Source organism: Filifactor alocis ATCC 35896 (assembly GCF_000163895.2).
Classification (GTDB): Bacteria; Bacillota; Clostridia; order Peptostreptococcales; family Filifactoraceae; genus Filifactor; species Filifactor alocis.
Map to the genome: position 1 here is coordinate 1,426,986 of NC_016630.1, position 12,172 is coordinate 1,439,157.

The window sequence follows — 12,172 nt, forward strand, 5'->3', positions numbered from 1 at the left end:
TCCTCCATTCTTATGTTAAATTGTAATTACTCTATCACAGTACTCACAACTGTATGCATGATCTTCTGCTGTTTTTTCATGGAATTCCACTCTCTCTACATACTCATGATTCGAGATGCATTTTGGATTCGGGCAAGTAGTATATATCGTGGAATACTCCGGTTTGGTTGGGCGTGACGGATCTTTTTCAGCCTCTTCAATCAATTTCATAATCAATGCCATTCTGATATACATTCCGTTTTTTGCTTGGTCAAAGTATTTTGCACGCTTATCTTTATCCACACCTTCAGTAATCTCGTTTACCCTTGGAAGCGGATGCATAATAATCGTATCTTCTTTTGCCAACTTCATTTTCTCTTCATCTAAAATATATACATTTTTTAAACGTTCGTATGTTTCCAAATCATCGAATCTTTCTTTTTGGATTCTTGTCATATACACAATATCTACCTGCGGAAGAACTTCTTCCAAACTTCTGCTCTCGAAGAAACATCCGCCTTTGATACCGTTCTTTACATATTCCGGCATTTCCAACTCTTTCGGTGATACAAAAAAGAATGTATTGTTATCATATTTAGTGATTGCTTCAACAAGAGAATGTACTGTTCTTCCATACTTCAAATCTCCTACCAATGCGATGTTCAAATTATCCAAACGACCTTTTTCTTTATAGATGGTAAGCAAGTCTGTCAATGTTTGTGTCGGATGTTGATGCCCGCCGTCTCCCGCGTTAATCAAAGGAACATCAAGAATTTCGGTCGCAAGTTGCGGTGCTCCTTCCATCGGATGTCTCATTACGATTAAATCTGTATAACAAGCTACGGTTTGAACGGTGTCTTTCAAAGATTCTCCTTTTGCTACGGAAGAATTTTTTACTTCGGACAATCCGATAATTTGTCCTCCCAAACGAAGCATTGCTGTCTCAAAACTGAACTTTGTTCTGGTAGAAGGCTCAAAAAATAAGGTAGCCATGACTTTTCCTCTCATCTTATCCAAATAATTTTGGGGATGCAAAGAAATATCTTGTCCTACCTTAATCAATTCCGCCAATTCTTCAATTGTAAAATCGTTAATTCCGATTAAATGTTTCATTACTTATTCCTCCTTGATAGTCTCTCGTACTACATTAAAAGAGCAAACATAACTGTGTTCTTTTTTGTATGTTGTTTTAAATAAATATACTTGATTGCACATTCTTTGTCAATAACATTATCAAAAAATTGCATATTTTACACATAAGAATTCATTTTCAAATTTATTACCGAATTACAATCGTATTGCATCTTTGAACCATGGAGTATTGCAACCGATACGATTTCATATTAAAGTATACAAGGAATGAAATTATTTTTAATATTCAAAAAGAAAAATATGTCATCAAACATAACCTACTTTTCTTTTTTTTCAAACCCATGACAAGTATAAAATCCCGGAATCCGGACAAGTTTTGATGAAATTTCCACTTCAAGAAGTTTTATCATTTCCATATACCTTTTTTGCGTTCTTTCGCACTGATTCAAAGATACAACTTTCTTGTTATCTAACCAAATTTTCTATTCTTTCTTTATTTCTGTTACAAGTTGTTCCACTCTATCTCAATAAGTTAAAATATTCCGGAAGAGAATCCCCAATCTATTATAACAAATGCTATACTCACAGGTATTACTAACATGGCTAACACCATTATTAAAATACACTTCCAAATTTCAAGACAGGACGATTCTTCAATCAGCACAGCACCGACATAATAAGACCACAATCTAAATGGTGTCTGAAATACTGTTACCAAGTACTCTGTCCCGGACACTTTGCCTGCTATAGCACCTAAAAGTCCACCTATACTTTGCATTACAAGCATAATCAACATAATCCAAAATGCTTCCTTATAGCTCATCTCACCACTGAACATTTTGTTTATCACAAAAAGCAAAAATGCCAGTCCAAGCGCTATTAAAAATATAAATATACACGCTGAAATAACAACTATCAATGAGGTTTCTTCTTTAACAATAGTATGAACAGACACAACAAGAAATAAAGCAATCAACGGCCAAAGAATTTCCGGCTCCTTTTCCATAAGACTTCTCGGCGCAATAACAAAATTGACCGAACGCTCTAAAAAATTACCTTCTTCATACTCTTCATATTCATTGTAATCTGACATAACTTCCTCCTTAAAAATAACACATTGATTAAATCAAAAATAACATGTACAAAAACATTTACTATTGAACAACACTTTACAAATCTGACTATACTATATATAAAAAGATATATGCCCATGATGATACGATATCATAAAAAGCAACAATGCCTTCCATTGCTTTGAGCAGTATAGAAAAAAGCGGCAAGAAAGTCTCTGATGTGTACCCCGAAAACTGCCGATTTTATTGAAAGTAAGGTAATATTTTTATATAGAACGGCATTGACAAAAATCATAGAAAAACTAATAGAAAAAGCCGAAATTTATAGTAATCTCACACCCTACCCCTAATCTATAATGCTACCATTTTCGAAACAAATCAGTTTAGAATTTTTTCTGCGATAACTATATATGTAATCATCATGGAAAAAACGATAAAGTGATTTAAAACCGCTATCAAAAAAGATATGCCCGTTCCCAAATAAGATATCTCCTCGACTAACACAGCAATGATACATAACCACCAAATCACAGAACCGATACTGATCAAAATTAAAGCAATAGGAATCAAAATAGAACCAAAAAAAATCTCATTGAGAAAACTGAATAGTAACAAACCTATAAAAATTATCATTCTGGGAAAAAGTGTAACAGAAACGGCTTCTTTATACCTCATCTCCCCACGAAAGAGTTTATTCAACACAAAAAGTATAAAAGCTACTACCCCGATTTCCACACATATGTGTATGACTATGATAATTACATATAGAAATAACATGATTGGACTATACGACATCGTATCTGACATAAATGATGTAAATTTCAAAACATAAATAACAAAAGGGATGTATACGATTAGTGCTGTCCCAAAAATTTTAGGGTCTCTTTCGATTTGTTGTCCGAGAGTTCGTGGTGAAACAACTAAATTATAAAAATAAATCAAAAGACTGTCTTGTCTATCATTGTCATATTCGCTATCATATCTGTCATCGTTATAATTCGACATTACTACCCTCCTTACAAATAAAGTTATGTACAATAAAAACAATACCCTATCAAAAAATAGTTTTTTAACTGTCGTTATTATCTATAACCGGTAGTGTATCGAAAAAACATATTGCTGTCAATGGCTGCCATTTTCTTCTATCTTCAATTGAATCTAAGATTGTCAAACATACGCGACAAGATGAAATTTGTTTTTTCGACAATGCACAACACAACATCATAGAACTGTATTTTTTCTTCATATCATAAAATTTTGCCTAATAGAGTCTTATACTAATACCCTTTCAAGTGCAAATAAGCGGCAAGCAGTTTTAACAAAATACTTTCTAACAAGGATGGTATAATCACAACCATACCTATAAGAAAACAAATAGCACCGACAATCGTTATTAATACACAATGTTTTGTTTCAAGATAGGATGTTTCCTGAATAAGTATATACATAATACACCATGACCAAATACCTAACATTGTTCCAATCCACCATGAAAGGGTAGCAAAATCACCAATCAATACACAAAATATCATACCTACAAAACGAATAGCCATGATAAAAAGACAGACCGAAAGAGCTTCTTTATAAGTCATATCTCCTGCAAAATGTTTATTCAGTGCAAAAACTGAGGTTCCAATTATTAAAATCGACAAATATACAACTATTGACACAATAATCGAAAATGTAATTTCTTCTTTTTCCAATAGAAGTTCAATAAATATGAGAACAAATACAAGCAAAGATATCCGCAAAATCTCAGGTCGTTTTTTTATTTGTTCTCCAAGAGACCTTGGTGAAAACAACAAATTTCTCAAATAATCCAAAAAACCGTCTTCATCATAGTCTTCATACTCTTCATAGTCTTCATACTTTTTGCATTCATCGTAATCATCGTAATTATTGTAATTATTGTAATCTGACATAACTGCCTCCTAACAAAAGAACTTCTTATAGCAACACATCATACCTGCCCAAAAAAATTTTTTGACGATTATCATGTTTATCTAAATCACAGTATATCGAAAAAAATATATATCTGTCAATGATTCTCATATTCTTCTCTCTATCTTCATCAAGTCTTATTTTTTCGAACATACCTTGCTTTTTTGGAAGCATTCCGACTCAATTCTCAATGAAGATAGTATACTCTTACATGAAACACTATTTTGAAATGTATATAGTGTATGGTTATAAAGAAGAGAATACAGTATCATCGTATTAAAAAAACAGATTTTTATTATCACTTTCATCAACAATCAATATTATGGCTATCCCATCTGTTTCATCTACTCTCTATCACAATTTCAAGTTACAATCTATGATGGGATAACCACACCACTCCATTTCAAAACCCACTTCAATGATAACAAGATTACATGGAGTAATTTTTTAATTAAGATTTCCGACAATTCAATTAAGCTTTTGTATTGAAATCTTTGACACAGCTTTATTCACAGCTTCCTATTTTCTGTCTGTTGAATGTGACAAAGAATACATTATTTCTTTCATTTATTTTCTTGTGAAAATTTTATGTTTTTTCGTTTGATTTTTAATTTATTAGGGTATAATGAAGTCAGAAAGTGATTTAAAATTAACAGGAAACAGTTATTATAAGGGGGATATTATGAGTATTTTACAAGATTTTATCAAAACAGGAGATTGGAAAGGCGAAAAACATGTACCGGTAATTACATGTGCTGATACATTTAAGGCTGGAGAAGTTACAGATGTAACTTTATCTATCGGGGATGCGATTTCTCACCCAAATACTGCTGAACACTATATTGCATGGTTCAAACTTTTCTTTGTTGCAGAAGGCAGCAAAAACGTTGTAGAACTTGGTGATGTTCATTTTGATTCTCACGGAGAAGCAAATCTGTTTACAGAACCAAAAGCTGTGTTCTCTGTAAAACTTCCTTCTTCCGGAAAATTAGTTGCATTGAGTTACTGCAATCTTCACGGATTATGGGAAAATGTGAAAGAAGTGACAGCTGAATAATTTCATTTGTTTATTTAGGCATATAGGGCATTTGTACTATATGCCTTTTTCATTTTCGCACTTCAATTATGCTTTACCAAAAAGAGTTCCTATCCGATTAACCTATCAATGATATGTAGAATATCATCTCTCCTATTTTCTTAATCTTATTCCAACAACTAAAAACTAATAGGCTTTTGATATCTCAATAGCTACTTGTTTTTTACACATACTTTTGTCCTATAGTCTATGAATTTAGTTGTTTTATCGTATTTTAACTCCAATCATTTATATTTTTTATACTTTAAGAAAGATATATCATATTTAACACTTGCTATTCCAATTTATTAGCAATTTTTTATCAACACTTTTTGTCCACCCTCAATCTTCTTTTAAAAAACATTAAACCGCTACACACATTATTTTTACAATATATATATCGATTTTTATCAACATTTTTTCCTATAAGCCAGAATATGGTTGCCCCCTTTAGTATACAGAAAAAGCGGATGGGTGGAAAAGGAGTAGTAACGTTATGTTAACTACTCCTTTTTATACTGATTCGTTCTTTAGGAAAGATGAAGACTACCGGAAGTGATACTCCCGATAGTCTTCATCTTTATCATTTCTTGATTATTTTGTCATTTCTACACTCCGTTAATTAAGATGTTAATGTCCTACTAATTAATGGTTTTGTTTTTTAAGAATGTTAGGATTTCCTGCATCTTTTCCTACGTTAAATTGATCCCATAGCAATTTGATTTCAACGTTAATATCTTTATTTTGAGATAACGCATCATCTTTGTCTGTCATTTTAGCAGATGTTCCTGTTGTATATACTCCCTCTGCGTCAGGATCCATAGCTACTCCCAAGAATAAATCCATTCTGTTGTCTGTAGCAGGAGCACAAAGCATTGCTTCTTTATCTTTTAATACTTCAGCAAAATCTGCATCTCTCAATGCGGACAATCTTACGAATTGAACTCCGCCTACTGTAAATACTTTATCATCTTTAAAGTTTGCAGCAAGTTTGAAGATATTCCATCCGTTAGGATGTACTGTAGGATTATATTGTTCTCCTTCAACAAGAATCGCCAAACCAATCATATTTTCAAGATTACCTACATCAGTTCCACCTTTTACATCAAACTTGATGTTGCCCAATTTTGCAGCGATGTCACCTACGTTAACGATGTCTGTACGGAATGCTTGTGCATATCCGGGATACATTTTTTCGATTGTAACATTAATTGTATCGCTTCCTTTTGATCCTACATAAACTGCAGGTCCTTTTTTAAGAGTTTCAGCATTCGCAAGCTCTGCATCAAATTCTACTTTGTTGAATCCCGCAGCTTCCTTATGGTATTGCTCGATACTTCCGTCTTTTGCGATTTTATCGTAATCTGTAGTTCCTCTCATAAAGAAGTCATCTGCTACAAATCCGTCGTTAGCACCGTGTTTCACTCCGTCTACAATACTCCAACCACCCTTTAAGGTCTCATTGTTATATTGTGCATACAATCCAAGGTCAGCAAATTTTACTCCGAACTCTCCTGTTGTAGCCTTAGTATTAATGCTTAGAGTGTCTGTCCAATACGCATATCCTGTTCCCGCAAGAACTAAGGACAATGCCAATACACTTCCTACCAGTGATTTTCCATTCATTCTTTTCATGACCCTTCCTCCTTCGTAAATTAACAACTTTGTTTTTAAGTACTGTAACAGAACATGTACTCTGTTACACTTAGAGTATAACTTTTATTCCACGATTTCAAAACCCTCTTAAGTCTTATCTTTTGTTCTCTTTGGTCTCATATTTTTTTCTGTTTCGATGACTACGCTATTCCTCTAAAGCAAGTTTATGTTCGTACTAAAGTTTATTGCTCATGCTACTAAGTAGTATACTTTGGTTTATTTGAACTTTGGAATCATAATGACCTTATATACGATTATCTGTTGAAACGATTGCTACCCATACTTTTCGTGTTTGGAAGGAATCGGAAGTTTTTATGATTTGTAAACCGAATATTTCTGCCACTCCAATACTTCTACACCCCATACTATGATATGTTTCACTTGCCTTTGTAATAATTTCAAGCTACTGTTTCTATTTTAATGAGTTCAACACTCTACTCGAATTGTTTCAAATATGCCCAATATGAAAGATAGCATTTCTTTCAAATGAACATTTATGACATTTTATACAAAAACATAGTCAAATCCCCATGAGTAATCTATTTCCTATAAATAATACTAACACCTATATTTTTCATAATGACAACGATACCTCATCATACATAATCTATTAGATTTTATACGAACACGATTTTAAAGTGTAAGAATCATATATGACTAATAAATAAAGAGAATAAAAATATAATATTTCAAAATTGCAACATCAAAAAAGCAAATTCTTACTATCATTTTAAGTGATTTGTATTAGTATCAACCGAATAACAAGTATACTATACTAAAAAACATAGCAGCCTTTGACTGCTATGTTAAAAATTCGGTAATTCAAGAATACTATTATTATAATACCTTATCTATTGTAATTTTTTATTTTTGTAAATTATTTACTTTTGTATAGTCTGTCGTCATCTGTTGAAACAATTTACATCAATGACTTCTCTTTATAGAATATACAGTACAAAAGTATTTATGATTTGTAAACCAAATGCTTCTACATCCCAAACATCTCTTCTCTTAAACCGGATAATTGCATTATGGATGAATCAAGCGTTGGGTTATCCTTCCGAATTCAAAGTTATTCCCATTAAATAAGAATTCTTTTAGAAACTGCTGTCGTCCTGATTGAATTTCAGTATATAGACATGCTCTTTGGCTAATACATAAAAAATTCCATTTTTAGGAAGACCGTCTTCTCCCAAACAATAGAGCACAGGCTCTCTTACTTCTTCAGCAAGTTCTACCATGCTTCGCATATTTTTCAGAAATAAAACACTTCTATCCCTTGTTTCAGGCAATTCTTCTAAGCAAACCATTCGACTTCCGTATTTTTTCATAACCTTCAATAAGTTTACTTCCCAAATTTCATCTTCCCTCAAATCTCTGGTAAAAATTGCTCTTATTACTAAAATTGCAAGTCCTACCAAAGCAAGAATCAAAAACAGGATGTATTCCGATAAGGAAGGTACCACATCCACTGTAGACTTCTCGGTAATCTCTCCGTTTTCCGCCACAGGTTCCGATTTTTTAATCTCATAGAAATTTTCCCCTTCTATGGGAATCGGACATTTATAAGAAATCTTTTTTTCCTGCCCTGCTATCAGAAATGTCCCATCCATCAAAACACACAAATCTCTCGAGGTTCTTCCCCCAAGAATAGCCTCTGCTTCTTCTGCAAATTTCATATGAGCAGAAGGAGTAATTTGAACAGTTTCTTCAAGTGACATGTGATTTGTTGTGCTTTCTTCCACTTTTCCTTTTTTCAAAGGATAACGTCTTTCATAAATCGTTTTCTTCTCTTCCGAACGTGTCTGGTAACCCTCCAACAACACACTAATCTCATATTCTCCGGATACTTTCTGCTCTTTTGTAAGAACTCCTTCGACATTCAGGTTGATTTCCACAAAATCTGTTAATCGTTCCGGATATAAAAGTCCTTCTTCCATCCACTCATTTGAAAGCAAGGAGTTAGGTTTTAGGTGAACCCGATAAGTAGAATCTGCAGTTAGTTTGTAGGTTGCTATATTTACTTCCTGCTCCTCTGACTTGGGAAGTGCAAACAGAATCAGACCAATACCTCCGATAATAAGAAACAATACGCCTATCAGAAGCAACACCCGTCTTTTTTTCTTTTGGATTCTGAACTTCATTTTTCCTTTCCGTTCATAATCAAAATCGTCATCAGTTTCATTTTCATTATTTTCTTTCAAAATATCAATATCTTCAGCTTGTAAGTTCTCACTTCCCATTATTTCATTCTTCATAGTCAATAACCCCTTCCGGTGCTGTATTTCCACTTTTAACCCACAGGATAGGTATTCCTACCTTCGGTACTACTTGTACTATAATCCCTTTTACATCATTCGGTAATACAATCTGTTCATCTCTGCTCTTATTATTGTCTCCCTTAGTAACAAACGACAGATTCCCCGCCTCATCTTTCAAAATTTCTTCAATTCTGTGTGTGATTGTAATTTTTCCACGCTGAAAATTGATAATATCTCCTTCTTTTAGGGCTTCTATATCTTCTTCTTTCAACATTTTTTGAATCAAAACCACATCTCCGGGATAGATTACAGGCTCCATACTTCCTGTCAGCACGGTAGACGGATACACATGAAACACACCTACGCTGAACCACGAAAACAAGATCGCTAAGGTTAAAATAGTGACATATCCAAAGTCCCCCTTGGGATCTTCCGGTCTTTTTTCTGCCCTTTCCATCGCACACCGCTCAGCAATATAACTTCCAAAAAATATTGGGAACATAATTCCAACCGCTCCGGTAGCAATCCAAGGAATCTCCGGCAAAAACGGAAAACATTTTTCAAACAATTGCAATATACCAAAGTAAAACATGGATGCTCGACTTCCACCATAAAATACAAGTACTGACATTAAATAGTTTCTTGCAAACACCGCTAAAACATCACATAAAAGATATGTCACTATCCCCTCTGCACCATCAAGTTTGTCTATCTTGCCTAAGTTAATTTCCGTCAATGCCATCAACAAGGTAAATGTGACTATGGCGAACCTCCTGTATTTCACTGTGCGCCAAATTGTTCCGATACCATAAGCTCGTATTTTTTCTCTTGCAACTAAAGCGGGAATAATAATCATAAGATTCAGCAACAGACCCTTAGGTGATATATCATAAGGGGTAGCTTTCAACTGCTTTAAAATCACTCCGATAATAAAGTTGATGGTGATATAAACACTCGCCCCCATAATCGCATAACCGCGAACAGAACTTCTTATTGTCTCCCTTCCGGGTATATGAATACCCGGAACTAAGGTTGACATAATAAACAGTATAAATCCCCAATAAAACAAGGATATATAGTACACATTATTCAGTTTTGCTCTCCATACAGGAATCGCTGACACAGCCAATGCTACAAGAAAGAAAATGAAAAACTTTCTGTAATTCCTGTCATCAGTTATATGAACCACACCTTTTCTATGGTTCGGACACTTCAGGAATCGTATCATGATTTATCGCCTCCTGCTCCATGTCAACTTGTTGTTCCTCTACAACCGGATTCGTCTGAAGGTTCTGAACAGGAGCTGTATCCTTATCAGGGTTCAGCAAGCCATCTCCTTCTAATACGGGAGTTTGTTGATTAAATTGCTTCTGCTCGGATGAAGCACCTGCCCCGGTTACATCTCCGCTTTTTTCCACTACAATCTGAGTCGGATAGACAAACATAGCAGTAAAATCCACATTCAATTTATCGTTCCAATATGCATATACCTTTGTAACAGGCAGCGAAACTAACACTGTTACAACGAAAAAAGCTATACTTCGTTTCATCTTAAATACCTCCTTAATCTCTACTCCTCGGTAGGAGACCCCTCAACATTTTTCTGTTCCACATAAAATGGAAGCTTACACATGTATGAAGCTACAATCCCATCCTGTTGAAACTCAGCTCTTTCTTCTTCTGTCAAGGTGGTCAACTTTTGTAAGTCAGATTGTTTTAACGAAAGTGTCTGTGGTAAATTCTGTAAACTTTGAATACTCTCATCTCGAAGCTTCAACAAAATAGTTCCTGTCATTTCACCTTTTTCCGGTTCATTTTCAGAGTTAACCGTATAGTACAAGTCAAATTTCAAGTCTTGTTTAAAGTTCTCTTTCAACACATCGGTTGAATACAGTTCCAAACCGGAAAGCACCATTACCTTATCACACTTCATCTCAACAAGTTCTCCTTCTTTACGGAAGTCGACCTCTCTTTCCGCAAGCATATTTACCGTACTGTCAGGTGCAAAAGCCAAAGGAAATTCGATTTTTATCAGATGTCCTCGCATAAGATCAGCTAAAGGCAATCCTGTCTTAAAGGATATCTTCATCTTTTTTCCATCTTCCTCCATGACAAATTCAGCATTCACCTTTGCCTTTTCTCTATCCCTGACATCTACCAAAGATGCCTGATACTGTTCATTGACATGGTCTCTAAAGAGAATATCCATGTTTCCGGTCGTAATCTTAGCATCTATGTTCAGACCGGCATTCCAAACTGCATAGGTAGCACCCACTGTTACCATACCTGCCACCATTGCCAAAACAATTATCAGCTTCTTTGCCCTTGTTCTTCTCACTTTTCTCATAATTTTGACCTCCCGTTTCTTTATCATCAATAAGAAATTAATTTATTTGTATCAATCAAAATCATCCTGTTTAACTGGAGAACTCTCTGATTGTCTCTTCTCCGAATTGTATCATCAATTCCAACTTCTCACTGTTTCTGCTTGAAAAAAGTCCGGCTTCCATTCTGTTTTCAAGTCCAAGTTTTCCCAAAAGGTTTGAAATGTGTTTCTTTACGGTCCCCTCGGAAACAAAAAGCGCTTCTCCTATTTTTGCATTAGAGTATCCTTGGTTTAGGAAAAACAACACCTCCAACTCTCTCTTCGTAAGCGTTTCCAACAACTTTTCTTCTTCGCTCAACTGACCCATTTGATCAACTAAATCGGAAGAATAAAATTTTCCTCCCCGCTCTATCACTTTGAGACTGTAAACGATATCATCGATAAAAGCATCTTTCAAAAGATAGGCATCTACCCCCAATGCTCTCGCGTGTAAAAAATCACTTTCACTGGAAGACGATGTAATCATAAGCACCTTCACTTCACTTTTCTTCGAGTGCAACCACTCCAAAAAATCAAAGCCACTCTCCTTCCCTAAGTTGATATCCACAAACACCATATCGGGTTTCTTGGTCTCCATAATACTTATCGCCTCTTCCACTGTTCCTGCTTGAACAATATCTTCTTGAGGCTTATACATCTTAATAATTGCTTCCAACCCTTCTCTTGCAATAGGATGATCATCCAGAACGATTATCATAATATCCTCTCC

11 protein-coding genes are annotated in these 12,172 nt (G+C 34.6%); 1 reads left to right on the top strand and 10 read right to left on the bottom strand.

The genetic code is table 11. The annotated features are described in order from the left end of the window. Positions 1 to 15 precede the first annotated feature (15 nt). The 4 genes from pyrB to HMPREF0389_RS06280 form a co-directional block, all read right to left on the bottom strand. On the bottom strand, positions 16 to 1,092 hold the full coding sequence (gene pyrB, locus HMPREF0389_RS06265) for an aspartate carbamoyltransferase (RefSeq protein WP_014262784.1): 1,077 nt from the start codon (positions 1,090 to 1,092) through the stop codon (positions 16 to 18). Between the two features lie 511 nt (positions 1,093 to 1,603). Next, on the bottom strand, positions 1,604 to 2,164 hold the full coding sequence (locus HMPREF0389_RS06270) for a YIP1 family protein (protein WP_014262785.1): 561 nt from the start codon (positions 2,162 to 2,164) through the stop codon (positions 1,604 to 1,606). Between the two features lie 358 nt (positions 2,165 to 2,522). Next, positions 2,523 to 3,149, bottom strand: coding sequence for a hypothetical protein (locus HMPREF0389_RS06275; protein ID WP_014262786.1), 627 nt, complete (start codon positions 3,147 to 3,149; stop codon positions 2,523 to 2,525). Positions 3,150 to 3,421: 272 nt separating this feature from the next. Beyond that, the gene (locus HMPREF0389_RS06280; protein ID WP_014262787.1) at positions 3,422 to 4,066 is read right to left on the bottom strand and encodes a Yip1 family protein; all 645 of its coding nucleotides are present in this window, start codon (positions 4,064 to 4,066) and stop codon (positions 3,422 to 3,424) included. Positions 4,067 to 4,767: 701 nt separating this feature from the next. Here HMPREF0389_RS06280 and HMPREF0389_RS06285 point away from each other — a divergent pair. Beyond that, on the top strand, positions 4,768 to 5,142 hold the full coding sequence (locus HMPREF0389_RS06285; RefSeq protein ID WP_014262789.1) for a class II SORL domain-containing protein: 375 nt from the start codon (positions 4,768 to 4,770) through the stop codon (positions 5,140 to 5,142). 663 nt (positions 5,143 to 5,805) lie between these two features. Here the strand turns inward: HMPREF0389_RS06285 and HMPREF0389_RS06290 are convergent. The 6 genes from HMPREF0389_RS06290 to HMPREF0389_RS06315 all read right to left on the bottom strand — a co-directional run bounded on the left by HMPREF0389_RS06290 (position 5,806) and on the right by HMPREF0389_RS06315 (position 12,160). Continuing rightward, the gene (locus HMPREF0389_RS06290; protein ID WP_041250832.1) at positions 5,806 to 6,795 is read right to left on the bottom strand and encodes a hypothetical protein; all 990 of its coding nucleotides are present in this window, start codon (positions 6,793 to 6,795) and stop codon (positions 5,806 to 5,808) included. 1,118 nt (positions 6,796 to 7,913) lie between these two features. Beyond that, positions 7,914 to 9,074: a DUF5305 domain-containing protein gene (locus tag HMPREF0389_RS06295; protein WP_041250833.1), complete on the bottom strand. Its 1,161-nt coding sequence runs from the start codon at positions 9,072 to 9,074 to the stop codon at positions 7,914 to 7,916. Continuing rightward, positions 9,064 to 10,305: a signal peptidase I gene (locus tag HMPREF0389_RS06300; protein ID WP_041250834.1), complete on the bottom strand. Its 1,242-nt coding sequence runs from the start codon at positions 10,303 to 10,305 to the stop codon at positions 9,064 to 9,066. Before HMPREF0389_RS06300 ends, HMPREF0389_RS06295 begins: the two co-directional genes overlap by 11 nt. Then, on the bottom strand, positions 10,274 to 10,627 hold the full coding sequence (locus HMPREF0389_RS06305) for a hypothetical protein (RefSeq protein WP_014262793.1): 354 nt from the start codon (positions 10,625 to 10,627) through the stop codon (positions 10,274 to 10,276). The genes HMPREF0389_RS06300 and HMPREF0389_RS06305 overlap by 32 nt, the downstream gene beginning before the upstream one ends. Before the next feature lie 20 nt (positions 10,628 to 10,647). Next, positions 10,648 to 11,424 (bottom strand): hypothetical protein, encoded by a 777-nt coding sequence (locus HMPREF0389_RS06310; RefSeq protein WP_041250835.1) that lies wholly within the window; start codon positions 11,422 to 11,424, stop codon positions 10,648 to 10,650. A gap of 70 nt (positions 11,425 to 11,494) precedes the next feature. Continuing rightward, positions 11,495 to 12,160, bottom strand: coding sequence for a response regulator (locus HMPREF0389_RS06315; protein ID WP_014262795.1), 666 nt, complete (start codon positions 12,158 to 12,160; stop codon positions 11,495 to 11,497). Between the last annotated feature and the right edge of the window lie 12 nt (positions 12,161 to 12,172).

What these genes read in the sequence shown, in the direction of transcription:
- pyrB (WP_014262784.1), bottom strand. Translation starts at nt 1,092, where the DNA reads ATGAAACATTTAATCGGAATTAACGATTTTACAATTGAAGAATTGGCG.
- HMPREF0389_RS06270 (WP_014262785.1), bottom strand. Translation starts at nt 2,164, where the DNA reads ATGTCAGATTACAATGAATATGAAGAGTATGAAGAAGGTAATTTTTTA.
- HMPREF0389_RS06275 (WP_014262786.1), bottom strand. Translation starts at nt 3,149, where the DNA reads ATGTCGAATTATAACGATGACAGATATGATAGCGAATATGACAATGAT.
- HMPREF0389_RS06280 (WP_014262787.1), bottom strand. Translation starts at nt 4,066, where the DNA reads ATGTCAGATTACAATAATTACAATAATTACGATGATTACGATGAATGC.
- HMPREF0389_RS06285 (WP_014262789.1), top strand. Translation starts at nt 4,768, where the DNA reads ATGAGTATTTTACAAGATTTTATCAAAACAGGAGATTGGAAAGGCGAA.
- HMPREF0389_RS06290 (WP_041250832.1), bottom strand. Translation starts at nt 6,795, where the DNA reads ATGAAAAGAATGAATGGAAAATCACTGGTAGGAAGTGTATTGGCATTG.
- HMPREF0389_RS06295 (WP_041250833.1), bottom strand. Translation starts at nt 9,074, where the DNA reads ATGAAGAATGAAATAATGGGAAGTGAGAACTTACAAGCTGAAGATATT.
- HMPREF0389_RS06300 (WP_041250834.1), bottom strand. Translation starts at nt 10,305, where the DNA reads ATGATACGATTCCTGAAGTGTCCGAACCATAGAAAAGGTGTGGTTCAT.
- HMPREF0389_RS06305 (WP_014262793.1), bottom strand. Translation starts at nt 10,627, where the DNA reads ATGAAACGAAGTATAGCTTTTTTCGTTGTAACAGTGTTAGTTTCGCTG.
- HMPREF0389_RS06310 (WP_041250835.1), bottom strand. Translation starts at nt 11,424, where the DNA reads ATGAGAAAAGTGAGAAGAACAAGGGCAAAGAAGCTGATAATTGTTTTG.
- HMPREF0389_RS06315 (WP_014262795.1), bottom strand. Translation starts at nt 12,160, where the DNA reads ATGATAATCGTTCTGGATGATCATCCTATTGCAAGAGAAGGGTTGGAA.